25 protein-coding genes and 1 pseudogene are annotated in these 24,526 nt (G+C 59.4%); 15 read left to right on the forward strand and 11 right to left on the reverse strand.

The genetic code is table 11. The features are described 5' to 3' along the window. Positions 1–35 precede the first annotated feature (35 nt). The 7 genes from EII23_RS02270 to EII23_RS02300 all read left to right on the forward strand — a co-directional run bounded on the left by EII23_RS02270 (position 36) and on the right by EII23_RS02300 (position 6,617). Positions 36–320, forward strand: coding sequence for a UxaA family hydrolase (locus EII23_RS02270; RefSeq protein ID WP_124791714.1), 285 nt, complete (start codon positions 36–38; stop codon positions 318–320). Between the two features lie 5 nt (positions 321–325). Further along, a complete protein-coding gene (locus EII23_RS02275; protein ID WP_124791716.1) occupies positions 326–1,486 on the forward strand; it encodes a UxaA family hydrolase in 1,161 nt (386 codons plus the stop codon). A gap of 117 nt (positions 1,487–1,603) precedes the next feature. After that, entirely contained in the window at positions 1,604–2,563 is a 960-nt protein-coding gene (locus EII23_RS02280) for a tripartite tricarboxylate transporter substrate binding protein (protein ID WP_124791718.1), read from the forward strand. Positions 2,564–2,617: 54 nt separating this feature from the next. Next, positions 2,618–4,144 carry a tripartite tricarboxylate transporter permease gene (locus EII23_RS02285; RefSeq protein ID WP_124791720.1) on the forward strand — a complete coding sequence of 509 codons (1,527 nt, stop codon included), beginning with the start codon at positions 2,618–2,620 and terminating at the stop codon, positions 4,142–4,144. Then, positions 4,137–4,598, forward strand: a complete 462-nt coding sequence (locus EII23_RS02290) for a tripartite tricarboxylate transporter TctB family protein (RefSeq protein WP_185702281.1) — start codon at positions 4,137–4,139, stop codon at positions 4,596–4,598. Before EII23_RS02285 ends, EII23_RS02290 begins: the two co-directional genes overlap by 8 nt. 78 nt (positions 4,599–4,676) lie before the next feature. After that, the gene (locus EII23_RS02295) at positions 4,677–5,609 is read left to right on the forward strand and encodes a hydroxyacid dehydrogenase (protein WP_124791724.1); all 933 of its coding nucleotides are present in this window, start codon (positions 4,677–4,679) and stop codon (positions 5,607–5,609) included. Next, a complete protein-coding gene (locus EII23_RS02300; RefSeq protein ID WP_124791726.1) occupies positions 5,610–6,617 on the forward strand; it encodes an Ldh family oxidoreductase in 1,008 nt (335 codons plus the stop codon). It abuts the gene before it with no gap. Positions 6,618–6,698: 81 nt separating this feature from the next. Here the strand turns inward: EII23_RS02300 and EII23_RS02305 are convergent, their stop codons facing one another. The 6 genes and pseudogenes from EII23_RS02305 to EII23_RS13325 all read right to left on the reverse strand — a co-directional run. Further along, complete coding sequence (locus EII23_RS02305; RefSeq protein ID WP_124791728.1) at positions 6,699–8,231, reverse strand: YifB family Mg chelatase-like AAA ATPase; 1,533 nt, start codon at positions 8,229–8,231, stop codon at positions 6,699–6,701. Between the two features lie 18 nt (positions 8,232–8,249). Further along, a complete protein-coding gene (gene lepB / locus EII23_RS02310) occupies positions 8,250–8,867 on the reverse strand; it encodes a signal peptidase I (RefSeq protein WP_124791730.1) in 618 nt (205 codons plus the stop codon). A 105-nt stretch (positions 8,868–8,972) separates the two neighbouring features. Then, positions 8,973–10,283 carry an NCS2 family permease gene (locus EII23_RS02315; protein WP_124791732.1) on the reverse strand — a complete coding sequence of 437 codons (1,311 nt, stop codon included), beginning with the start codon at positions 10,281–10,283 and terminating at the stop codon, positions 8,973–8,975. A gap of 42 nt (positions 10,284–10,325) precedes the next feature. Next, on the reverse strand, positions 10,326–10,925 hold the full coding sequence (locus tag EII23_RS02320) for a MarC family protein (RefSeq protein WP_124791734.1): 600 nt from the start codon (positions 10,923–10,925) through the stop codon (positions 10,326–10,328). 39 nt (positions 10,926–10,964) lie between these two features. Next, on the reverse strand, positions 10,965–11,879 hold the full coding sequence (epsC, locus tag EII23_RS02325) for a serine O-acetyltransferase EpsC (protein WP_124791736.1): 915 nt from the start codon (positions 11,877–11,879) through the stop codon (positions 10,965–10,967). Between the two features lie 50 nt (positions 11,880–11,929). Further along, positions 11,930–12,081: pseudogene (locus EII23_RS13325) on the reverse strand (IS5/IS1182 family transposase); the annotation flags it as partial. A 150-nt stretch (positions 12,082–12,231) separates the two neighbouring features. Here EII23_RS13325 and EII23_RS02330 point away from each other — a divergent pair. The 5 genes from EII23_RS02330 (at position 12,232) to EII23_RS02350 (ending at position 16,142) form a co-directional block, all read left to right on the forward strand. Beyond that, on the forward strand, positions 12,232–13,308 hold the full coding sequence (locus tag EII23_RS02330) for a DNA adenine methylase (RefSeq protein ID WP_124791738.1): 1,077 nt from the start codon (positions 12,232–12,234) through the stop codon (positions 13,306–13,308). A gap of 176 nt (positions 13,309–13,484) precedes the next feature. After that, the gene (locus tag EII23_RS02335; protein WP_124791740.1) at positions 13,485–14,348 is read left to right on the forward strand and encodes a type II restriction endonuclease; all 864 of its coding nucleotides are present in this window, start codon (positions 13,485–13,487) and stop codon (positions 14,346–14,348) included. Beyond that, positions 14,348–15,094, forward strand: coding sequence for a TRM11 family methyltransferase (locus EII23_RS02340; protein ID WP_124791742.1), 747 nt, complete (start codon positions 14,348–14,350; stop codon positions 15,092–15,094). The genes EII23_RS02335 and EII23_RS02340 overlap by 1 nt, the downstream gene beginning before the upstream one ends. Positions 15,095–15,309: 215 nt before the next feature. After that, positions 15,310–15,495 (forward strand): hypothetical protein, encoded by a 186-nt coding sequence (locus EII23_RS02345; protein WP_124791744.1) that lies wholly within the window; start codon positions 15,310–15,312, stop codon positions 15,493–15,495. A 365-nt stretch (positions 15,496–15,860) separates the two neighbouring features. Further along, positions 15,861–16,142 carry a hypothetical protein gene (locus EII23_RS02350; RefSeq protein ID WP_124791746.1) on the forward strand — a complete coding sequence of 94 codons (282 nt, stop codon included), beginning with the start codon at positions 15,861–15,863 and terminating at the stop codon, positions 16,140–16,142. A 264-nt stretch (positions 16,143–16,406) separates the two neighbouring features. Here EII23_RS02350 and cobM read toward each other — a convergent pair whose 3' ends face one another. From cobM to EII23_RS02370, 4 genes are all read right to left on the reverse strand, one after another. Beyond that, the gene (gene cobM / locus EII23_RS02355; RefSeq protein WP_124791748.1) at positions 16,407–17,186 is read right to left on the reverse strand and encodes a precorrin-4 C(11)-methyltransferase; all 780 of its coding nucleotides are present in this window, start codon (positions 17,184–17,186) and stop codon (positions 16,407–16,409) included. Positions 17,187–17,266: 80 nt separating this feature from the next. Continuing rightward, positions 17,267–18,790, reverse strand: coding sequence for a precorrin-6y C5,15-methyltransferase (decarboxylating) subunit CbiE (gene cbiE / locus EII23_RS02360; RefSeq protein WP_124791750.1), 1,524 nt, complete (start codon positions 18,788–18,790; stop codon positions 17,267–17,269). Next, positions 18,787–20,022, reverse strand: a complete 1,236-nt coding sequence (gene cbiD / locus EII23_RS02365; protein WP_124791752.1) for a cobalt-precorrin-5B (C(1))-methyltransferase CbiD — start codon at positions 20,020–20,022, stop codon at positions 18,787–18,789. Before cbiD ends, cbiE begins: the two co-directional genes overlap by 4 nt. Next, a complete protein-coding gene (locus EII23_RS02370; RefSeq protein ID WP_124791754.1) occupies positions 20,019–20,903 on the reverse strand; it encodes a hypothetical protein in 885 nt (294 codons plus the stop codon). The genes cbiD and EII23_RS02370 overlap by 4 nt, the downstream gene beginning before the upstream one ends. 393 nt (positions 20,904–21,296) lie before the next feature. On the opposite strand from EII23_RS02370, the gene EII23_RS02375 reads away from it, so the two are divergent. Then, complete coding sequence (locus tag EII23_RS02375) at positions 21,297–22,295, forward strand: OmpA family protein (protein WP_124791756.1); 999 nt, start codon at positions 21,297–21,299, stop codon at positions 22,293–22,295. 75 nt (positions 22,296–22,370) lie between these two features. Then, positions 22,371–22,937 carry a translation initiation factor 2 gene (locus EII23_RS02380; RefSeq protein WP_124791758.1) on the forward strand — a complete coding sequence of 189 codons (567 nt, stop codon included), beginning with the start codon at positions 22,371–22,373 and terminating at the stop codon, positions 22,935–22,937. A 68-nt stretch (positions 22,938–23,005) separates the two neighbouring features. Here the strand turns inward: EII23_RS02380 and thrB are convergent, their stop codons facing one another. Beyond that, on the reverse strand, positions 23,006–23,542 hold the full coding sequence (gene thrB, locus EII23_RS02385) for a homoserine kinase (RefSeq protein ID WP_124791760.1): 537 nt from the start codon (positions 23,540–23,542) through the stop codon (positions 23,006–23,008). A gap of 109 nt (positions 23,543–23,651) precedes the next feature. Between thrB and EII23_RS02390 the strand changes: the two genes are divergently transcribed. Continuing rightward, positions 23,652–24,296: a hypothetical protein gene (locus EII23_RS02390; protein ID WP_124791762.1), complete on the forward strand. Its 645-nt coding sequence runs from the start codon at positions 23,652–23,654 to the stop codon at positions 24,294–24,296. Positions 24,297–24,526: the final 230 nt, after the last annotated feature.

Raw genomic sequence — 24,526 nt, forward strand, 5'->3', positions numbered from 1 at the left:
TGGCATGCATAACGGAGCAACATTCAGGAGCTGATATGTCCATCCAATTTGTGGTCCATGAAGAAGTGGACGGCGTCGGTGTGGTTGTCGTCGAGGGGCTGAAGGCAGGCATGGAGTGTGCCGGCTGGATCATGCAGGAAGACAAGACCGTCACGTTCAAGGTGCTGGACGACATTCCCATCGGCCACAAGGTGGCCCTCAAGGATTTTGCCGTGGGCGACACCGTCATCAAATACAATACCGACATCGGCAAGGTGGTGAAACCCATCAGGAAGGGCGAACACCTGCATGTGCACAACGTCAAGACCAAGAGGTGGTAAGCATCATGGAAAGACAATTCTTCGGCTACCGTCGTGAAAATGGCCGCGTGGGCATCCGCAACCATGTGGTGATCCTGCCGCTGGACGACCTTTCCAATGCCGCCTGCGAGGCTGTGGCCAACAATGTCAAGGGCACGCTGGCCCTGCCGCACCATTATGGCCGGTTGCAGTTCGGTGAAGATCTGGAACTGCATTTCCGTACGCTGATCGGCTGCGGGTGCAATCCCAACGTGGCCGCGGTGGTGGTTATCGGCATCGAGCCTGTGTGGACCCAGCGCATTGTGGACGGCATCGCCAAAACGGGCAAGCCCGTGGCCGGTTTCGCCATTGAAAAGAACGGCGACCTTGCCACCATTTGCGCCGCATCGCGCAAGGCCAAGGAATTTGTGCACCATGCCACCGAGCAGTTGCGTGTGCCTTGCGACATCAAGGATTTGTGGGTTTCCTGCAAGTGCGGCGAGTCCGACACCACATCGGGCATCGCCTCCAACCCCACGGTGGGCAATGCCTTTGACAAGCTGTGGGAGGCCGGTGCCACCACCCTGTTCGGGGAAACCACGGAAATTACCGGCGGTGAGCATCTGGTGGCCGCGCGCTGCGCCACCGAGGAAGTGAAGAAAAAGTTCATGTATTTTTTTGATCGGTACGCCAAGGTGGTGGATGATCACAAAACAAACGACCTCTGCGACTCCCAGCCCACCAAGGGCAATATTGAGGGCGGTCTGACCACCATCGAGGAAAAGGCTCTGGGCAATATCCAGAAGATCGGCCGCAAGGCTCCGGTCGTCGGTTGCCTGGACAAGGCCGAAAGCCCCACCGGTCCCGGCCTCTGGTTCATGGACTCTTCTTCCGCCGCCGCAGAAATGGTCACTCTGGCCGCTGCCGCAGGCTTTGTGGTGCACTTTTTCCCCACAGGCCAGGGAAACATTATCGGCAACCCCATTCTGCCGGTCATCAAGCTGTCGGCCAATCCGCGTACCGTGCGCACCATGAGCGAACACATTGACGTGGACGTGAGTGGTCTCTTGCAGCGCGAATATGATCTCAACGCCGCTGGTGACAAGCTGCTGGAAATGATGATCCGCACCTGCAACGGCCGCCATACCAGCGCCGAAGCTCTCGGACACCGCGAATTTGTCATGACCCGTTTGTACGAAAGCGCGTAACCGGCGCAGCACGCCGCGCCCCTGTTCCGGTAAAGGGGCGCGGCGCGAAAAAACAGAACCTGTTGCAGCTTTTCTGGAAATATTGTGAGAGCATTTTTCACTTTCCGGGAGGAAACCATGAAAGTTTTTGCACGTCTTCTGCTGGTTGCAAGTTTGCTTGGTTTGGCGGCTGCGCCTGCTCTGGCCGCCTACCCCGAAAAACCCGTGAACATGATCATCGCCTTTACGGCTGGAGGCTCCAGCGACGTTCAAGCCCGCATCATGCAGAAATACTGGGACAAACATTCTCCCCAGCCCTGGGTTTTTGTGTACAAACCCGGAGCCGGCGGCATCATCGGCTTTACGGAAGTGGCCCGCGCCAAGGCCGACGGATACACCGTGGGCGGGCTCAACGTGCCGCATGTCATCTTGCAGTACATGGGCCAGAACGCCCAGTTCACGCCCGCCAGCTTCGACTATATCTGTCAGGTGGTCAATGATCCCCAGTGCATTGCCGTACGCAAGGACAGCAAGTTCACCACCACCGGCGCTGTTCTGGAGCACGCCAAGGGCAACCCCGGCAAGGTGAAAATCGGCCTGGTCGGCCCCCTGTCCGGCCACCACATCATGTATCTCGACATGCAGCGCAAATTCCCCGATGTGAAATTTACCCCTGTCTTCTACAAGGGCGCGGCGGACCAGAATGCCGCCCTGCTGGGCGGAGAGGTGGACGTGATCATCGGCAATATCAACGACGTGATGCGCTCCATTGACGAATTCAATGTGCTGAATGTGGCTTCGGAAAAACGCAATGAGGATTTTCTGCCCCAGGTTCCGACCCTCAGGGAAGCGGGCATTGACATTGTTTCCGATATCAGGCGCGGTTTTGTGGCCCCCAAGGGGCTGCCAGCGGATGTTCTCTCCTCCCTGCGCGAGACTTTCCGCAAAATATGCGAGGATCCCCAGTACATCGCGGACATGAAAAAGGCCGGGCAGCCCCACGAATACAAGGATGGCCCGGATTTTGAAGCCTATATCGCCTCTCTGGACGCGCATGTGCGCCAGATGCTCCAGGAAGCAGGTCTGCTGAAAAAATAGAGAGAAAGCCCGCCAGTGCCTGACATTGGCGGGCTTTTTTCAGAAGGAGCCTGTATGAGCGAACTTGTCATCCCCGCTTTCCTGCACATGCTGGAACCTTTGAATATTTTTCTGATAATCGTTGGCCTTGTGGGCGGCATCCTTGTGGGTGCCCTGCCGGGGCTCACCGCCACCATGGGCGTGGCCCTCATGGTTCCCGTGACATTTGCCATGAATCCCGTCAGCGGGCTGATCATGCTGGGAGCCATCTATGTGGGAGCCATTTACGGCGGGGCCAATTCGGCCATTCTCATCTGTACGCCGGGTACGCCCTCCTCGGTGGCCACCACCTTTGACGGCTGGCCCATGTGCCAGCAGGGCCGCGCTGATGAGGGCCTGTATGTCTCGCTTCTGTCGTCCTCTTTCGGCGGCATTGTGGGCACGTTTTTTCTGCTTTTTCTGGCCGCAGCCCTGGCGCGTTTTGCCCTGCGCTTTGGCGGTCCGGAAAATTTCTGGCTCTGCCTGTTCGGCCTTTCCACCATCGCGGTCATGAGCATGGACAACATGGGCAAGGGCATCATCTCCGGTGCGCTGGGCATGCTGATAGCCACTGTGGGGCTTGATCCCAACAGCGGCGCACCCCGCTTCATCTTCGGCAATTACGAGCTGGTGCAGGGGGTATCGGTCATCCCCTGCATGATCGGCCTGTTTTCTTTTTCCCAGGTGCTCTTTCTCATCGGCTCGCGCAAGCAGTTCATCGCGAGCTACAATCCGCGCAAGGGCGCTTTTTGGGGCGTGTTCCGCTATCTGGCCACCAAGTGCAAAACTGTTCTGACGCGTTCCTCGCTCATCGGCACCTGGGTGGGCATGTTGCCCGGCGCTGGCGGGGAAATTGCCTCCATCATTGCCTACAACGAGTCCAAACGCTGGAGCGACAAGCCGGAAATGTACGGTACGGGCTGTATTGAAGGCGTGGCTTCTTCCGAGAGCGCCAACAATGCCGTCATCGGCGGCTCGCTCATTCCCATGCTGACTCTGGGCATTCCCGGCAGTGCTGTGGCCGCCGTCATCCTGGGAGCACTTATGGCGCACGGCATACAGCCCGGCTTCAAGATTTTTACGGTCACGGGAGATCTGGCCTATACCTTCATCATTTCCCAGTTTATGGTCAATATTCTCATGGTTCCCGTGGGCTATGTGCTCTGCCGTTGCATGGCACATCTGCTGAACATCCGCCTGACCCTGGTAGCCATCGGCATTGTGGTTCTGTCTTTTATCGGGGCCTATGCCATCAACAACAGCCTTGTGGACATCTGGGTTGTGGTGCTGTTCGGCTTTCTCGGCTATTTCGGCGGCCGCATGGGCATGGATACCGGTGCCATGGCCCTGGGGGTGATTCTTGGCCCCATGGTGGAAGAAAATCTGGGCAAGTGCCTGGACCTTGCTCCTGCTGTTGACGGCGGCCTGTTTGCGGTCATGACGGGCAGCCTCATTTCCAAAATACTCATTCTGGCGCTTGTTCTTTCGCTGCTTACCCCGCTCTGGCTGGCCCGCAAGAAAAGGCTCCGGGATGCGGAGCGGCAGGAGGTTTCCCATGCGTAAGTGCTGTGCCGATCTCGGCGCCGGTGCGGGCTTTTTTGCCCTGGCGGCGGCATTTGGCGTCCAGTTGCATGAACTGGAGGGCGTCAGCAGGGTTTTTCCATCAGCGCTCATTGTATTCGTGGGCATCGGGGGGGTGTACTTTCTGGTCAAGGGCGGAATCGGCCTGCTGCGCGAGCGCGCTGCCGCAGCAAGTGACAAGCCCGACTGGCCGCGCATCGGTCTGATCAGTGCTCTGGCCCTCGGCTATGCCCTGTGCCTGGACTGGCTGGGCTTTTTTGCGTCCACCATGCTCTTTCTCGTTATGGCCTACATGATCCTGAATGAGGCAAAAGGAGTCTCATTGGGCAGAAAGGCATTCTCCGCAGTGCTTTTCGGGGGGCTTTTCAGCATTGCCGTCTGGGCGTGCTTCGTCAAACTGCTCAATGTTCCCACGCCCGCAGGCCTGTTGTTTTAGGTTTTTTACAGCAGTATTTGTAACATTTTCTGCAAAAGTCCCGATCCGGCATGCCTTCCGGCGGGCAGAGGAGATGGCATGGCCGAAATCGTCATCAGCGAGTTCATGGATGAAGAGGCTGTTGCCCGTTTGGCAGACAGTTTTGAGGTACTCTATGACAAGGATTTGCTGCAAAAGCCCCAAGACCTTGCCGGGGCGCTGAAAGACTGCCGCGCGCTCATTGTGCGCAACAAGACTCAGGTGCGCGGCGCGCTGCTGGAGAGTGCGCACCGCTTGCAGATCGTGGGTCGTCTGGGGGTCGGGTTGGACAATATCGACCTGGAAGCCTGTCGGGCAAGGGATATCCAGGTCATTCCCGCTACCGGCGCCAACAGCGTGGCGGTTGCCGAATACGTGCTGGCCTGCCTGCTGATGCTGGCGCGCGGCTGTTATCACGCTTCGGAGGATGTGGCTGCCGGGCTGTGGCCCCGCGAGCGCATGGTGGGAGGGGAAATTTTTGGCAAATCGTTGGGCTTGGTGGGTTTTGGCGGCATTGCCCGCGAGGTTGCCGTGCGCGCCGGAGCATGCGGGATGCGCCTTTTGGGGCATGACCCCTTTCTTGCGGATGATGACGAAGTCTGGAAAAAATTTTGTGTGACGCCCATGCCCCTGGACACGCTGCTGGCGGAGTCTGATGCGGTCAGCCTGCACGTTCCGCTTACGGAGCAGACCCGCATGCTTTTTGACGCCCGCCGTCTGACAGGCCTGCGCAAGGGTGTGCTGCTTGTCAACACGGCGCGGGGCGGCATTGTGGACGAGGAGGCACTGGCCCAGGCGCTGCGATCGGGGCAGGTGGGCGGAGCGGCTCTGGATGTGTTTGCCGCAGAGCCTTTGGCCGCGCACAGCCCGCTGGCCGGTGCTCCCAACTGCATTTTGACGGCACACATCGGCGGCGTGACGCGCGAGTCCAATGTGCGGGTGAGTTCGCTGGTGGCGGAAAAAGTGGCCCATGCCCTGAAGGAGGCAAAATAGATGCTGCTTTCTGTGGATGCCCTGCGCACATTGGGCAGAAAGGTTTTTGTGGCTGGAGGAGTTCCGGACGAGGTTGCCGATGCGGTTACCGATGCTCTGGTTCTTGCGGAACTGGACGGCATCCCGTCGCACGGCTTTTCGCGCATTCCTTTTTATGTGGATCAGGCGCGCAGCGGCAAGGTTGACGCGCGGGCGGAAGCTGTGCTCCACATGGCTGCCCCCTCACTGATCCTGATGGATGCGGCCTGCAATTTCGCATTTCCGGCCATTGAACGGGGGTTGGCCGAGGCTCTGCCGCTGTGCCGACGCTACGGGGTAGTCATGGTGGGTGTGCGGCGTTCCCACCATTGCGGGGTTTTGGGGCATTTTGCGGAAAAAATGGCCCGTCAGGGGGTGATCTGCCTGGCCTTTGCCAATACGCCCGCAGCCATGGCCCCGTGGGGCGGTGCAAAGGCCACCTTCGGAACCAATCCTCTGGCCCTTGGCTGCCCGCGCGATCCGGATCCGCTGGTTGTGGATATGTCGTTGAGCACAGTGGCCCGCGGCAAGATCATGAACGCCGGGCAGAAGGGCGAAAGCATCCCCGAAGGCTGGGCGCTGGATGCTGACGGACAGCCCACAACCGATGCCCGCAAGGCCCTGCAAGGAACCATGCTTCCCTTTGGTGGGGCCAAGGGCGCGGCTTTGGCCCTGATGGTGGAGATTCTCGCGGCCACGCTTCCCGGAGCCAGGCACGCGTATGAAGCTTCGTCTTTTTTCGAGGCGGAGGGGGAAGCGCCGGGTACGGGCCAGAGTTTTCTGCTTGTGGACTGCGTGCGCTTCAATCCCGGGTTTGCCGACAGGCTGGAAGCTCTGCTGGGGCACATGCTGGCTCAGGAAGGCGTGCGCCTTCCCGGAGAGCGGCGTTTTCGCCAGAGAGAGGAGAGGCGCAGAACCGGCGTGGAACTTCCCGATGCGCTCTGGCAGGATCTGTGCCGTCGCGCGGAGGGAGGCCCGACAGTCGCATAGGAATGTTCCGGGGAGCGCGAGCCTTGGCCGGAGTTCAGGAAGCGCTTGCGGCTGTGGGGTGTGTACGGCAGGCGCGCCATGCTATGCGGCGCTTCCCCTGTCCAGCACCCGCAGGGCCACGGCTTCGGCCAGATGGCTTGTGGTGATTTGGGGGGCGCTGTCAAGGTCGGCAATGGTTCGGGCCATGCGCAGAACGCGGGCGCAGGCGCGGGCCGAAAGTGCCAGACGGGTGACGGCACCCTCCATGAGGGCATGCCCTTGGGCGTCCAGCATGCAGTGGCGTTCCAGAGCAGCGCCGGAAAGTTCGGCATTGCAACGGGGGCCGTGTTCACCATAGCGTTGGCGCTGCATGGCCCGCGCCGCCAGCACGCGCTGGCGCATGTCGCCGGAAGACGCGCCTGCGCGGCTGTCGCGAAAATCGGCGTAGGCCACGGCAGGCACTTCCACATGCACGTCGATTCTGTCCAGCAGGGGGCCGGACAAGCGGGCCTGATAGCGGGCGCGGCTCTCCGGGCGGCAGGAGCATTGGTGGGCGGGGTCGCCGTAGTACCCGCAGGGGCACGGGTTCATTGCCGCCACCAGCATGCAGGCCGCGGGAAAATTCACGCTGTGGGCTGCGCGGGCAATGGCCGCGACGCCGCCTTCCAGAGGCTGGCGCAGGGCTTCCAGCGCGGATTTGTGGAATTCGGGCAGCTCGTCCAGAAAGAGTACGCCACGGTGCGCCAGGCTGACTTCTCCCGGTCTGGGATGCCCGCCTCCGCCTACCAGAGCCACCTGCGAGATGGTGTGGTGCGGCGACCGAAAAGGGCGTTCGCGCAGAAGCCCCGAGTCCGGCGGGAGCTTGCCCGCCACGCTGTAAATCTTGGTGACTTCAAGGGCCTCTTCAAGGTCCAGGGGCGGCAGGATCGTCGGCAGGCGCTGGGCGAGCATGGTTTTTCCGCTGCCCGGCGGCCCGATGAGCAGGATGTTGTGCCCTCCGGCAGCGGCCACCTCCAGGGCGCGCTTGGCAGCCTCCTGCCCTTTGACCTCCGCATAGTCCAGGCCCGGAATTGATGGCGCAGGGCACGCATTGTGTGTCGACGGCAGGGGATCCAGAGGGATTTTCCCGGCCAGAAAGGCCGCGCACTGCGCCAGATCCCCCGGAGCATAGACCTTCAGCCCCTGTGCCACAGCGGCTTCGTGCGCGTTGCCCGGAGGCACGATCAGCCCCGCTGCGTTTTTCTCGCGCGCCAAGAGGGCCAGCGGCAGTATGCCGCCTACCGGCCGCAAGGCTCCGTTGAGGGAAAGTTCGCCCGCCAGATAATAGCCGTGCAGATGATCAGCCGGAATGATGCCCGCTGCCGCCAGCAGGCCCACAGCCAGGGGCAGGTCATAGCTGGCGCCGCTTTTGCGCCGCCAGGCCGGGGCCAGGTTGACGGTGACGCGCGCCGGGGGCAATTTGAAGCCGCAGGCCCGCAGGGCCGCCAGCACACGGTCCTTGGCCTCACGCACGGCGGTTTCGGCCAGCCCCACCATGGTGAAGGCTGGCAGCCCCTGGCGTGTCATGTCCACTTCCAGCTCCACAGGATAGGCGTCCACGCCTTCCACGCCGCCGCTGTTCAGCCGTACCACCATGCAGTCATCCGGGCGTTGTTATTCCACCTTCTGGCCGATGCGGCTCCAGCGGATGTCGTCCAGACCGCCCCATGACCAGTAGATGCGCCAGGCCTTGGCCCGGATGGCGCTGCGGTCCACAAAGCCCCAGAAGCGGGAATCCAAGGAATTGTCGCGGTTGTCGCCCATGACGAAATACTTTTCGGCGGGCACCGTGACCGGCCCGAAATTGTCGCGCACCGGCGCCACATGGTCCGGTTCCGTGAAGCGGGCATAGGGCTCGTTCACGGCTTCCCCGTTACGGTAGAGCTGCTTGTTGCGTATTTCCACGGTATCGCCGGGAGTGGCAACAATGCGCTTGATGTAGTCCACACTGGGGTCTTTGGGGTATTCAAAGATGATGATGTCGCCCTTGAGGGGATCATCCCCCCGGTAGATATGGGTGTTGGTAAAGGGAATCCTGACTCCGTAGGCAAACTTGCTGGCCAGCAGGTGATCTCCCACCAGCAGGGTCTGGAGCATGGACTCCGAGGGAATCTTGAATGCCTGCACAATGAAGGTGCGGATGATCAGGGCAAGAACAAGTGCGACAATGAGAGCCTCGCCGTATTCGCGCCAGAGGGGTTTGGTGGGACGGGATGTGTGCACAAGACTCATGCTGCTTTCCTTGTTTCGTTTTTTTCGCGCGCAAGTATGCCCTGCCCGCCGGGTGATGGCAAGCGTTGCTCCGGAATTGTCCTCGCCCCGTACGCGGGAAAGAGGTCAATGCAGACGGAGCGCGAAGTTGATCATGAAGCAGAGCGCGATGCAGAGCATGACCGGATTGATGTCCCGGATGCGGCCCGAAAAAAGCTTGATGCCGACCCAGCTCACAAAGCCGAAACCAAAGCCCGTGGCGATATTGAAGGTCAGTGGCATGCTGATGATGGTCAGAAAGGCTGGCAGGGCCACGGTGAAATCCTTGAAAGCGATGTTGCCCACCTCCTGCATCATCAGGGCACCTACAATAATCAGCACCGGGGCTGTGGCATAGGCGGGAACCAGGGCCACCAGCGGTGCGAAGAAAAGGGTGAGAAAAAAGAGCACGGCAATGGTCACGGCCACAAGGCCGGTGCGGCCGCCCTCGGCCACGCCCGCGGCGCTTTCCAGATAGCTGGTGGCTGTGGTGGCGCCAACGATGGCGCTGCCCATGGTAGCCAGGGAGTCTGTGATCAGGGCCTTGTCCAGATTTTCGATATGCCCGTCCTCGCGGACAAAACCGGCCTTTTGCGACAGGCCGATGAGCACGCCCATATTGTCAAAAAGGTCCACCATGGTCAGGGTGAAGATGATGGAAAAAAGCCCGTGGTGCAGGGCACCCATGAGGTCCATGTGCAGAAAGGTCTGCGTGGGCAGGGGCAGGGAGGCGGAGAAAAGCTCTCCTTCGGGCAGCCGCGAAACGCCCAGAACCATGCCCGTCACGGTAATGGTCACAATGCCGATGATCATGGCACCCGGCACACGCAGGGCCAGGAGAGCGCCGGTAATGAAGATGCCCGTCACCGCAAGCAGGGTTTTGGGGGCTCCCAAATCTCCCAGAGTCACAAAGGTGGCCTGGCTGGCAACAATCAGCCCGCAGCTTTTCATGCCGATAAAGGCGATAAAGGCACCTATGCCCACCACAATGGCGTACTTGAGGTCTGTGGGCACAGCATCAATGATCATCTGGCGGATTCTGGTCACGGTGAGCAGCAGAAAAATCACGCCCGAAATGAATACCGCCCCGAGGCCCGTTTGCCATGTGTAGCCCGCCGGGCCGCAAATATAGTAGGCAAAAAAGGCCGTGATGCCCAGGCCCGGTGCCACACCCACGGGAAAACGCGCCCAGAAGCCCATGATCAGGGTTGCAATGACCGTGATCCAGATGGTGGCGGCCACGGCGGAATCCTTGGGCATGCCCGCATCGGCCAGCATGGAGGGGACAACAAAAATCAGGTAGCACATGGCCATGAAGCTGGTCAGCCCGGCCAGCAGTTCCCTTTTGACTGTGCTGCCCCTTTCGGCGGGGCGGAACAGCTTTTCCAGAATATTCATGGTGGATATCCTTTGGTTCTGCATTGTTGTGCAAAAAAACTTTTACCCCAGAAAGGCCCGGACGCCGGTAAAAATGACCTGGGCGGCAATGGCGGCCAGCAGCAGACCCGTCAGCTTGGAGAGTACGGCAATGCCCGTTCTGCTCAGCATGCGGGCCAGGGGTTCGGCCATGACCAGCAGGACGAACATGCCCAGCGCGGCAATGAACAGGGAGAAAATGCCTGTCAGCACCTTGTCGGCGTTCACGGCTGTTGCACCCATGACCATCACCGCGCCGATGGAGGCCGGCCCCATGCCCAGGGGGATGGCCAGGGGCACAACGCTGATGTCGCCTTCTTCGGGCGAGAGCGTATGGCTGCCGTTGTCGTTCATCAGGGAAACGGCGGTAAGAAAAAGCAGCACGCCCGCGCCGATGCGGAAGGCGTCCAGAGTGAAGCCGAACAGACTGAAAATATGCGGCCCGAACAGATAGAGTACTGCGCCGATAACAAATATGGCACAAGACGTTTTGGTGGCCACCGTGAGCTTCTGCTTTTTGTCCATGTGCTTGGTGCCGCCAAGAAAGGCGCTCAGCACAGCCGGGGGCGTCATCAGGGCATAGATTTTGAGGCTGGTGGCCACCACATCGGAAAAAAATTCCATACACTCTCCTTGCGCCGACAGCGCGGGCAGTTTTCCGGTTCAGGCGAGGGGTTTTTCCTGCGTGACGCGGGCCTTTTCCGGAACGTCGCTGGTAACCCACACATTGCCGCCGATCACCGCGCCCTTGCCCACGGTGATCCGCCCCAGAATGGTGGCTCCGGCGTAGACGGTCACATTGTCGCAGAGAATGGGATGGCGCAAAATGCCCTTGGTCAGCGTGCCGTCGCTGCTCTTGGGGAAGGAGAGCGCGCCCAGGGTCACGCCCTGGTACAGGCGGCAGTTGTTGCCGATGATGCACGTTTCGCCGATGACCACGCCCGTGCCGTGGTCAATGAAAAACTCTTCGCCAATGGTCGCGCCGGGGTGAATGTCGATGCCGGTTTTGGAATGGGCCATCTCGGCAATCATGCGCGGTATGAGCGGAACCTTGAGCTTGTACAACTCGTGGGCGATGCGGTGATGGAACATGGCCTGCATGGACGGATAGCAGAAAATGGCTTCGCCCGGACTGGTGGCTGCCGGGTCTCCCTCATAGGCGGCCTTGGCGTCGCCCGCCAGCAGGCGGCGGATTTCGGGCAGACGGTCCATGAAAGCCAGAACAGCTTGCCGCCCCTCGTTTTCACACGAAGCGCAGGATCTGTCCTGTCCGGCGCAACTGAAGCACAGGCCGCGCACCACCTGCTCGCTGAGCATGCGCCAGATGCTGTCCAGATTGGCGGCCAGATGGTAGCGTATGGATTCGGGGCGCACGTCGGGGGCGCCGAAATAGCCGGGAAAAATGGCCGCGCGCAGACGCTCCAGCACTTCGGAAAGTATGGGGAGGGAAGGCATGGGCTCCCCCTGGACGGAACGGCGCCAGACGGTATCCAGAGAAAGGGGATGACAGAGCCGCTCCACCAGATTGTCCACCAGAGGGATGGAGGAGGCGTTCAGGTCGTTTCTTTTCTTTTTCATGGCAATGTCCTCTGTGCCGGATTTTGCGTGTGCCCGTGGATGCCCTGTTCCGGAGCGCCTGTGCGCATAATCCAGAAGGCAGCATTGACAAAGCGCCGGTTGATGTGAGTTCTGTCGCCCCAATCTCCTTACGGCCGAGCAAACTGGGATCAAGTTTTTTCCAGGCTGGATCAGAAATATCGTGCCGCCTGTGGGCTGCTATGGCATGTATTCCTCGCTTGCGGGTGCAGAAAAATGAATTGTGCCACAAAATAAGATTTTGGACAAATTTGTGGCTGCCATGCCTGAAGCGGTATTGTAACTATTCGAGATATCGAATATAATACAAACAGCTCTTGGGGGGGAACAGTTTATGGATATCATGTCTGCAAGAGAAGCAGCTGATAAGTGGGGCATATCCCAGCGGCGTGTTGCTGTCCTTTGTTCTGAAGGGCGCATTGATCAAGCTCAACTGGTGGGAAACTCTTGGATTATGCCGGCTACGGCAGAAAAGCCCGTTGATGCAAGGAGTATTCGGCATATACCTCCCGCTGGCGGACGGGCAAGACCCTTTCTGAAATGGGCAGGAGGAAAAGGTCAACTACTTTCAGAGATCGAAAAATATTATCCTTTTGTAGATGGAAAAATAACAAAATATGCAGAGCCATTTGTGGGTGGAGGTTCGGTATTGTTTGATATATTGGGAAAATATCGTTTGGATGCGGTATATATCAGCGATACTAATCCGGATTTGGTCAATGCTTATGTTGTTGTTCAAAATGAAGTCAATAAATTGATTGATTTGCTTATGCAAATGCAAGAGGATTATGTTCCAATGGGAACCGAAAATCGCAGGTCTTACTACATAAGAAAACGAGAGCGTTTTAACGAGCGTAAAATTTGCAGCGATACTTCGGCCAGTCCTGAGCGAGCTGCATTATTTATATTCCTCAATAAAACCTGCTTTAATGGATTGTATCGGGTAAACCGGAAGGGGCAATTTAATGTTCCGATGGGCGCATATAAAAAACCGCCGATTTGTGATGACATAAATCTCCGGGCAGTATCTGAAAAGCTACAAGGGGTAAAGATCTTTTGTGGGGACTATCGAAAATCTGCTGATTTTATTGATAAAGATACATTTGTATATTTTGATCCTCCCTATCGTCCTTTGAGTGAAACAGCAAGTTTTACAGCGTATACAGAAGATGTATTTGACGATGAGCGGCAAATTGAGTTGGCGAACTTTGTTCTCGAGATGGACAAAACGGGTGCACATATTGTTGTGAGTAACTCTGATCCAAAAAATACAAACCCTGATGATAATTTTTTTGATAACATCTATTCTGGAAGGCATATCAAGAGAGTTGAAGCAACGCGCATGATAAATAGCAAGAGCACTGATAGAGGTAAAATAAAAGAACTGCTTATATCAAACTTCAGGAGGTAGATATGTAGTCCTGGGAATATGCGTAATGTCCTACGGTAGAAATATGCATATTCCGAGGATGAAATTGGGCAAGATTTTTGATATGGAAATATTGGAAACACAGTAATATTACTATGAAATCGTCCTATCACACTGTAATGGAAAAAACATTGTAGAGTAAATGGGAGTAGTTCAATATGTCAGATAGAGATTTTGATGTATGGCTTTCTGGTTTTCGTGGTAGCATTTCCAACTATGGATACTATATTGATTTTGAAAAAGTTTACCATAACGTTGATAAGATGAAAGTTGAGCTGAATATTTTGAACTCGCTCATTGGCTCAGGGAATATTGAGGTTGAATTTGAAGATCTTCTTTCCCGATATCCTGAAATCCTGAAATGTATCCCTTTGCTGCTGGCTGTGCGAGCGGATGAAATCTACGCTGCTGATGGGGAAGGGGCTTTTTCTTACAGCTTCAAGAAGCAAAACCTGTCTGTTGGGCAATATAAAGTCTTTATGAGAAAAACCGGATTGTTCGACCTCATTTCCCGCCATCTTGTGAACAACCTTGTGGACTATGCTACCGGTGTGGAAACAGGCTTGGACTCCAATGGGCGCAAGAACCGTGGTGGGCACCTTATGGAAGATCTGGTTGAGAGCTTTATCGTTGAGGCAGGTTTTATCAAGGATAAAAGTTACTTCAAGGAGATGTATGTGTCTAAGATGACGGAGAAATGGGGCGTAGACCTTTCTGCAATCTCCAATCAGGGGGCGATGGAAAAACGCTTCGATTTTGTGATCAAGACAGCTAACATGATATATGCGGTTGAAGCCAATTTTTATGCTAGTGGTGGTAGCAAGCTCAATGAGACTGCTCGCAGTTACAAAACACTTGCACTGGAGGTAGATACAATAGATGAACTCTCCTTTGTATGGTTTACTGATGGAAAAGGCTGGATAAGTGCCCGTAATAATTTGAGAGAAACTTTTGATATTATGGAGCATATTTACAACATTAAGGACATGGAAAGCGGCATCATCAGCGAGATTTGTAAATAATGGCGAAAAAAATCACAAAATGGAAGCCGGAAGATTTTGAACTGGAAATGACCACGCATTGGTCATTTCCAAAGCGTGGGGATTGGGCAACACACGATGCCAAATGGCGTGGGAACTGGTCTCCCTATATTCCCCGCAATATCCTGTTGCGTTATTCGCAGGAAGGCGATTTGGTGCTTGACCAGTTTGCTGGTGGTGGGACAACCCTCGTTGAAGCAAAGCTGTTAAACCGAAATATTATCGGAGTCGATGTGAATGATATTGCACTTGACCGCTGCAAAGATAAAACAGATTTTGAACACGAAGATGCAAATGGAAAAGTTTATATCAAAAAAGGAGATGCTCGCAATCTTGATTTTATCCCTGACAAGAGCATTGACTTGATCTGCTCTCATCCGCCATATTCAAATATCATACAATATAGCGAAGATATAGAGTCTGATCTCTCACATTTTTCTGTAAAGAAATTCCTCGAAGAGATGAAAAAAGTCGCTTCTGAAAGCTATCGAGTGCTGAAAAAAGATAAATTCTGTGCTATTCTTATGGGAGATACCCGAAAGAAAGGATATATGATACCATTGTCTTTCGAGGTTATGCGGATCTTTGAGGATACAGGGTTTACGCTCAAGGAGCTTATCATCAAAGAGCAGCACAACTGCAAGGCTACAGGATATTGGAAAACAAATAGTGTGAAGTACAATTTTTTGTTGATAGGACATGAGTATTTATTTGTGTTCAAGAAGTAGATGATAAAATGATACTTCATTTCGTTGTTCATTTCATGTCTTCCCAGAACGGGAGCGGGCTGATTGCGTGTCTGTTCCGGGAAAATCCAGATGCGACCTTTTTCGAGGGGGGAACAAGTACTCCCAAGGCAGATTTTTTGTGCCGCAGGCCTTCAGGCAATGCGCGCTTCTGCCGATAGGCAAAGAAGAACAGACAGGTGTTCGAGGAGGAAACCATGAACGACGTGCAAATGGGCATGAGTGTGCGCATCACCAGAGAAGCTCTGGATTTTCAGGCAGGCATGGCCGCCGCCGTGATCAACGGCAGCCTGGACAAGAGCGCGGAAATGCAGCAGAACCTGGCCCGCAGTCAGGGCCTTGCCGCCGAAGGTATTGGCGTCAGGCTCAACACCTCGGTCTGAAGCATCCCCGCCCTGCCGTGCTGTTGTGCGGGCATTGGACACGGCAGGCGCGGGAGCGTCCGGCCTGTCGGGAGATTTTTTCCGGCAGGCTTTTTTTGTCGGCGTCCTGCCAGGACGCCCATATACTGTCCCCGTTGAGCGCGCAAAAATCGAGGCAGGCGAATGCTCCACGGGACGAAATGGCGTGAAGGCCGTTTCCGCGTCCGTAAATGTTGTCATTTTCTGCGGATTGCGGCTAAAGTTTTTTCGCATTTGTCCGATCAGGGAATGTTGAGCGGTGGAAGAAGCGGGCGGAAGGGCACTCTGCCTTCCCGCAGCGCATCCCGGTTGCAAGGAAGCAGTGATCCATTCAGGGAGGAATGGTCATGTCGCAACACATCAATGAAATATCTCCGACGGGCGTATCCCCGCCGGAGCGGCAATGTGCCGGAGAAGAAGGAAAAAGAGCGCTTGTGGAGCGTTATCTGGACCTTCTGGAGGCAAACAGGCAGGCCTGCCGCGCAACAGTTACCGATGCGGGGCTGGCTTTGGATATGGCGGGATTTGTGCGGCGTCAGCTATGCTGGCCTTCGCCGCAGACACGGCTTCCCACAGCCTTGCTGGCGCGGGCTCTGGTGCAGCGCGTTCCCGAAACGCCGGACCAGTAGGCGGGTACAGGCCTCCGCAGGCCCCCAATGCCCTGCGGGGACGCTGCCGCCACAGCACTGTGCCCTGTTGAAAAGCGCGGGAGGCAAGAGCCTTGCGGATCTTGCCCCGGCGCAACACTGCCCGCCGTGTCTCCACGGCGCGGAGTCATAACCAAAGCATCACTTTTCCGTGACATGGAGGGATGCACCGCAGATTCGTCCGCTCACACGCTGCCGGAGAAAGACTTCTTTCTCCGGCAGTTTTTGCTTGCGGGGAGAGCGCGGTCATTTTTTCTCGCGGCAGGCGTGGCTGAAATCGGCCGCGTACAGGCGCGAAGGCGCTCCGGGCGTGTGGTGGGAAGGCAGGACGAGAAAGATCGTCTGGCGTTCCAGGCCGTTGTCGGTCACGCATTGGGCCAGATTTTCCAGGTTTGTCCAGTGCAGTTGCTCTGCGGGCCAGCCCACCCTGTGCGCACAGAGCACAGGGGTGCGGGGCGGCAGGCTGCGCAGCAACTGGGCCTGAAGCGAGCTGGCCGATCCCGAAGAAAGATACACGGCCAGGGGGGCGCCGTGAGCGGCCAGAGCGCCGGGCTGCTGGGCTTCGGGCACGGGCGTGCGCCCCTCTGCGCGGCAGATGATGAGGCCTTGGGCCGCCTCCGGGATGGTAAAGGAAAGACCTGCGGCCGCGGCTGCGGCGCAGGCCGCGGTCACGCCGGGGATGACGCGCCAGGGAATGCCGTCGGCATCCAGCAGGGCCGCCTGTTCGCGCAGCGCGCCGAACAGGGAGGGGTCTCCCGTATGAACGCGGGCCACGCTCCGGCCCTGCAGGGCTGTGCGGCGCACCAGATCGTGGCATTCTTCCAGGGTCAGCGGTGCGGAATCCACCACTCTGGCATTGGGGGAGGCGCAGTCCACCACGGCTCTGGGCACAAGAGAACCGGCGTAGAGCACCAGAGCCGCACTCTCGATGGCCTTGCGGCCTTTGAGGGTCAGCAGTTCGGGGTCGCCGGGGCCTGCGCCGACAAAAGACACAAGGCCGGGAGCGGAAGCGGGATTATGGGGCATGTGTACCTTCTCTGGCTTTTGCGGCCGGAGCAGGGCCGCCGGACTTTTTGGACGGACAGGGCCTGCCCTTCGTGGCCGGGTCAGTTTCCGGGTTTGCTGGCCAGCAGCAGAAAAACGGGATTCTGGGCCGCCAGATGCACATCGCTTCCCAGTTCCCTGCCCACAGCCGTGGAAAGCTGAACAATCTCCACCGGCCAGCCCAAACGCTCCAGAAAGCGGCGGCAGAGAAAAAGGGTGTCCAGCAAAACGCAACTGGCGACCACGCGCCCGCCTTCAGGCAAACGGCGGCAGACGTGGTGCAGGATGTCCTCGCCGTCTTCGCCCGACAGCCCGCCCCCGATAAATACCCGCTGGGGGTCGGGCAGGGATGCCAGGCATTCCGGGGCCTTGCCCAGGCGAACATCCAGAATGGCTGCGCCGAAGCGGCGGCGGTTTTCCTGAATGCTCATGGCCCGTCCGGCGGACCTTTCCACAGCCACCACACGGCCCTCATGGGCCAGCACGGCGGCTTCCAGCGAAACAGCGCCCGACCCGGCGCCGATATCCCACACCACATGGCGCGGCTCAATGGCCAGCAGGGCCAGAGCCGCAGCGCGAACCGTCTTTTTGCTGACAAGGCCTTTCTCCGTTGCCAGTTGCGCGGTTTCCAGCCCCAGGCACGGACGGCGCGGCGGGGATTCGGGCACAAGCAGCATGGTGCAGGCCGGGCCAAAGGTCTGCCCTGCGGCCTCGGCCAGGCTGAGGTCAGAGCGGATTTCGTCGTCTGCGCCCATGCGCTCGAAAATATGGGTGCGGAACCAGTCCACACCGCGATCCAGAAGGTGCCTGGCCAGAACATCCGGCGGCATGCGCGCATCGGTCAGCACGCACAGGGGAACGTCTTTTCCCGCAGCGGCGTTGAGGGGGGCAAGGTCATCGCGTCCGTGCAGGGACAGGCAGACAACCCTGTGCCAGGGCAGGGCCAGGCGCGCGCACGCCTGCTGCAGGGAACTGACCGCAGGCAGCAGCAAAAGGCTGTCCGGCCCGAGGCGGCGCGCCAGCGTTGCCCCTATGCCGAACAGCAGGGGATCCCCGTCGGCCAGCACCAGCACCCTTTTGCCTGTTGCGCGCAACTGGCTGAGGCGGGTCAGCAGCGGTTCCAGAGGCAGCGTCAGGGGCAGCAGGCGGGCGGTCAGGGCAGGGTCTTTTGCCGGGGAGTCTGCTTCCGGCGCGGCAAACTCTTCCAGCAGGGCCTTGCCCCCGCAGATGACGTCGGCCTTGGCGGCCATCTCCTGTTGGCACGGCGTGAGGGCCGCCAGACCGCGCGGACGTCCGCAGTCCAGCCCCAGAACCACAATGGGGTGGAGTTTCGCGGTGGAGGGCTCAAAAACAAAGAGCGATTGCAGAATTTCCGCCGTGGGCGGCCATTCCCCGCTTTCTTCCGGCGATTCGGCTGCGGGCGGAGAGGCCGGCTTTTCACGGGGCTGCTCGTGGTCATGGGGGCGAGTCTTGCCGGTGGCAGAAGCCGGGGCAGCCTGCTGTTCGCGAGTGTCTTCCGCGGCGAGCGGAGCCGGGGGCGTCTGTTCCGGAAGGTTCATGCCGGGCAATGCGGCCTGCTGCTTCATCGGGATTTCCGTTGTGGTTTGTGAGGGTTCCGGCAAGAGGCGGGCATGACGGTCGTGCCCGTGGCGTCCGTCTGCGGGGGGCACAGCGTCAGAAGTTCCCTGCCGTCGGTATGGAAAAGGTGCAGCCTGACCGGTCGTCCCGCCAGATGGGCCGCGTGGCGCGCGGCCTGCTCCGCCACGCGCAGCAGGATTTTGGGGCCGCGCGGATCAGGCAAAAGAAGTTCCAGCGCATGGGCCGCCGTTGCGCAGTTTGCCACCGTTTCCGCGCAGGCCGCGCCTTCGGCGCGGCATATGTGGGCGAGGGCCGCCATGTCCAGCAGGGCAGTATGGGCATGGGTGCAGGCATGGCCCTGTGCCAGCTTGAGCAATTTTCCGAAAAAGCAGCCCCAGACAATGTCCTTGTGGGGCAGGGCCCCCGCCTTTTTGAGAGAAAATCCGGCAAAGTCCGCGACCTGCAAAAAGCAGGAGGCTGGCAGATGTGGGTAGCGCTGCATGAGAAGGCGCTCGGAGCGCCTGCCGGTGGTCAGGCAGAGGAGCGGGCAGCCTGTGGCTGCGGCCACAGCCAGCCCCTGTTGGATGGTGGCTTTCCAGGCAGCATGGCTGTAAGGGCGCACAGTGCCGTGCGTGCCCAGAATGGAGATACCGCCAAGAATGCCCAGACGCGGATTGAAGGTTTTTTTTGCCAGGCGTTCTCCTTCGGGCACGCTGACAATGACGGTCAGTGAGCCCCGGAACACGGGGTCGGGAGGATGCAGCAGGGCATGGCGCAGGGCAAAAAGCATTTGCTCGCGCGGGACGGGATTGATGGCGGCCTGTCCCGGCGGAACGGGCAGGCCCGGCAGGGTGACGCGGCCCACACCGGGGCCGCCCTCGATGCGGATAGCGTCCTGCGCGGGCGTATCTTCCGGCAGGGCGAGAACCGTGGCCGTGATGTGCGCGCCGGTGGTCACGTCGGGATCGTCGCCGCCGTCCTTGACGATCCGGGCATGGGCAGCCCGCAACAGCGCATTCTGCTCCGCCAGCGCGGGCAGTTCCGGGGCAGGGCCGGGAGAGCAGGCGTCCACCGCCAGTTGGCAGTGTCCGCGCGGCACGCCCCCGGCAAAGGGCGGCAGGGGCACGCGCACCGTTGCGGGCGCATGCCCGTGGCGCAGCAGGTGCAGGGCAGCCAGAGCCGCGCCCGTTGCGGCGCTGCCGGTGGTGAAGCCCTCGCGCAGGCCTTTTGCCGTTTTCATGCCGGATCGTCCAGCCATACATGCCCTTTGGCCACCAGACTGACGGGGCCGTCAACGGCGGCCGTATCGGCCCCGTCCCGAAAAGACAGGCGCACGTCCAGAGATGTTCCGCCGGGCTGCCGGATGGAGAAGTCGCGCCGCGTTCCGCCACGGGCCAGGTGCAGGGCCAGAGCCAGAGCGCCGGAACCGCAGGCGTTTTCAAGAAAGGCGCTGTCCGTATCGCGCACATGAACCAGAGGCAGCATTTCCGGCTGCTCCCCGTTGTGCCGCCACCAGATGACTCCTGCGGCCGACTCTCCGGTCAGGCCGTGCTTCGCGCGCAGTGCGGCCGCCTGGTCATGGCAGTGGTCTGGAGAAGGAAAGGCGGGTTCTTCCACAAGAAGATGGCAGATGCCCGGCAAGCGCACCAGAAAAGCGTCTCCCCGCTTTTCTGGGGGAGGCAGCACGGGCAGGGTCAGTTCGGCTTCCACGCGCCAATGGGGCGCGTTGCCGCGCGCACGCAGGCGGACGGGGCTGTGCCAGCCCGAAACACGGATGGCGTCACGGTATTCCCCGAGTGCGGGGAAGGCGCATGCGGCATTGGGGAGCATGTCTGCGAGCATGTTTGCGGCAGCGGCGGAAGGGGGGGGCACGGCCTCCCCGCAGCGGCAGGCCAGCAGCGCGCCCACGGCACGGGCGGCGTTGACGCAGAACTCGCCTCCGGCCATGCACAGGCTTTTGTTGCCCACATCCACAAAGCCGACCTGCTCGCCGCCAAGGACGGAGGGCTCCAGAACCTGTCGGGCCAGAGCGGCCTGCCGGGCGCTGTCCAGCCCGGCGGCGGGGAAAAGCAGGGTGGTGTTGCCGCCGGGGCTCCACTTGGAAAATGCTGTATGGGGCATGCAGCCTTCTTTGCCGGTGGGCGGGGGATTTTTGTCTGAACGGCGGACGCGCCGCTGCGCAGGGACGAAGTTTTTTTCGGCGTGGCCTCCCGAGGAAAAGTTTGCACGAATCAGTGTTTTTTTCAAGCGGGATGGAGGGTTGGCGCACAGGGCAGGAACGTATGCGGCGGCATTGCGGGGCAGAACTTCGGGAGGGCGCGGCAGGGGAAAAACGGCTCGCCGGGCGCAGGAGAAAGCGGCAAAGAAGCCGAGTCTTTTATTTATCTTGCGGTTTTTCCCAAATGCACATATGCTGTGAGCAGCTTTCGGACTCAAGAGTCGGGGGCTGTCAGGCGGGTTATGCGATCTGTACCGCACAGATCGACGAAATCAAACACTGTTTTGGGAGGCATCATGAAAAAATCTTTCCGTCTTCTGGTTCTTGCGGCTGCGCTTGTTCTGGGCTTTGCCGTGGCCGCTTCGGCCGCGCCGAACTGCAACAAGAAAATCGAGAGCTTCGACTTCGTTGTGGACTATTCCGGCTCCATGATGATGAAGAATCCCCAGCTCAAACAAGACAAGATCGTGGTGGCCAAAAACGTGCTTTCGCGCGTGAATGCCGCCATTCCGAATCTGGCCTACAACGGCGGCCTGCACACCATTTCGCCCAACGGCGTTTTGCTTGAGCAGGGCCCCTGGAACCGCGCCGCCATGGATGCCGCCATCGCCAAGCTGCGCACCGGCTTCACCATTTTTGGCCGTATGACCCGCATGGGCGATGGCCTGCAGGCCTATGAACCCTTCCTGTCCAGCATGAAGCGCGACGCCGCCGTCATTCTGGTTACCGACGGCGACAACAACCGCGGTGCCGATCTGGTGGAAGTTGCCCGCCAGATGTACGCCAGCCAGCGCGATCTGGTCATTCATGTGATTTCCCTGGCCGACACCAAGAACGGCGAAGAAACCATCAAGCAGATTGCTGCCCTGAACCCCGCCACCGTGGTGGTGCGCGCTGAAGAACTGGCTACCAGCGATGCCGCTGTCGAGCGTTTCGTGTTGGCCGTGTTCTGCCGTGACGAAGACGTCATCGTGCTGCGCGGCGTGCATTTTGCCTTCAATTCCTATGCCCTTGACGGCAAGGCCATGGGCATCCTGAAGGAAGCCGCGTCCCTGATCAAGGCCAATCCCAACAAGCGCGTGGTGCTCACGGGCTGGACCGACTGGGTGGGCAGCGATGCTTACAACATGAAGCTTTCCAGCCAGCGCGCCAACTCCGTGAAGAACTTCCTGGTGAAGCAGGGCGTTCCCGCCAGCCGCATGACCACCATCGGCCGCGGCAAGTCCTTCAAGTATGACAACAAGACCGACGAAGGGCGCGCCATGAACCGGCGCACCGAAGCCGCCTTTGAATAGGCTGGCAAGGTACTTTTGACGACACCCAAAAAAGCCGGGCGGCATATGCCGCTCGGCTTTCCCTATGAGGAATCTATGCGCAAGAGCATGATGTGCACCGTGTTGGCGTTGGGTTTTGCCCTTGGCGGCTGCGCCCTTTTTGGCGGCAATTCTTCTGTTGAGGAAGAGGCTGCCCCGCAGCAGGCCGAGGCGGCTCCCGCTCCCGAGGCCCCGGCGGCGGAGGAAGCAGCCAAAGGCAAGACCGGGGCAGACAAGAAAGCAAAAAAGAAGGCCGAGAAAAAAGCGCCGTCCAGAGGCGCCAAAACCGAAGCGCAGATTGCCGCAGAGCTGGAAGCCACCGGCCGCAAACTCGCGGCGCAGGCCGGGCGCACGCTGGTGCCCTCCAAGGCGGCCAAGCAGGTGAGCCGGGACGGAGCGGACTTTGTGGCCACCTATGTGGAAGTGGATGCCGGGCAGGTGCGTACCGAAATGCGCCCCGGCACATCGGCGGGCCAGTATGTGGGCTTTGTGCGGTATCAGGAAAAGTTCATGGAATGTCGGGGAAAAAGCAAGAAGGACGCTCTTGCTGCTCCCTGCCGTCAGGTCAAGACCCGCAACCTGACCGAGCTCATCCGCTACGACGGCAAAAGCTGGCATTATTGATCGGGGATTTGGGGGGCCGACGGCAGACAGCGCCTTGCGGGCTTTGCCGTTGGCCCGCCGCGCCTGTGCTACAGGCTGCGGCGAAGTTTGTTCCATATCCAGTGGGCGCATTGGGCGGGGGACTTTCCCTCTGCCGGGCAGCGCAACGAAGCGTAGCGCGCGTACAGTGCCTCCCGCTCGGCGAAAAGTTCCTGTAAAGTCTCGCCGGGATTCATGGCAATGCCCCTTTCGGGATTGCGCGCAACGCGCTCTTCAATGATACGGAAGGGGACCTCAATATGCACTACGGGGCCAAGGCTTGCCAAATGCGCCATGGCCTCATGGCGGTAGACCACGCTGCCCCCGGTGGCAATGACTGTGCGCCGGGCGCGGACAGCGGTGACGACGGTGCACTCCACGTCCAGAAAGGCCGACTTTCCCAAGGCATCGGTAATGTCCTGCAGCCGTGCGGCGTAGACGGCCTCAATGAGGTGGTCGCTGTCCACAAAGGCCCAGCCGAGCTTGCGGGCCAGCACCTTGCCCACAGTGCTTTTTCCGGCTCCGGCCATGCCGATGAGGCTGATGCAGGGCACGGTTTTGGCGGGGGCGGCGTTTGCTGTGCACATGGAGGCCGTATAGCAAAATCCCCACAGCGTGTCGACAGGGCGCGCAATACGTTCCCGGCCTAAAGTTTTTGCGCCGCACGCCGATGAGGGCAGACAAGGAGCGTTCCCCATGCGTACAAACACCGGCTTCATGGCCTGCCTTTTTCTGCTGCTTTTCTGTTCTCCTGCCCTTGCAGGGCAAGCGTCTTCCCAGAGTGTCCGCCATATTGGCGAATTGCCGGGATCTGCGGGCACATGCGCGGACTGCGGCCTGCGTGAGGGCAGCCTCAACCATACCTGGATGCACGGCGGCGGCGCACGTTTGTACTGGAACACGCTGACCAGACCCCGGCAGATTCTCACGAGCGGGGCACGGTTTACGGACCCGGCTTCGTTGCCCGAACTGCAAGTAGCGCCTGTGCCGAACAAGAGCAAGCCCCGCACCGGGCGATCCCGCCCCCGCGCTTCCAGGGTCGCCGCACCGGTGGCCAACGCTGCTCCGACCAGCCCCGCTCCCAAGGGAGTGGGGTCTACGGCCCTGCAGGTGTCCGGAGCGCCGAAGGCGCCACAGACCCCCGCGCCTGCCGGGGGAGCTCCTGCGCCCAAGGCAGATACGCCTGCCACGCCCGCGCCCGAAATGCCTGCTACACCCTCCCGACCGGCAGAACCTGCGCAGGACAAGGCAAAAGAGTCCGGAGAGCAGCCGCGGCTGCGCGATATTTTGCTGCCCACAGGCGGGGCTTCCCTGCCGGGCGCGGAAGCAGGGCGTCTGTAAACGTGCGCTCCAGGCTCCGGCCTGCTCGGCATTCTTTCCTTGACGGCATGCCTGCCGCCGTGTAAGAAATTTTTTCTTGTTGTCCGCTTTTGCCGACAGGGTCTTTCTTTGGGCATTGCCCGGTACGGGTACGCCGATTTTTTTCGGAAATGAAGCGCCTCCCCGGAGTGGCCGAAGCGGGTTTGTGCCTGTCTGCCTCCGCTGTCGTTTTGCGGCATGTCGGAATTTTT

This window comes from Desulfovibrio sp. OH1186_COT-070, from assembly GCF_003860215.1.
Taxonomy (GTDB): Bacteria; Desulfobacterota; Desulfovibrionia; order Desulfovibrionales; family Desulfovibrionaceae; genus Desulfovibrio.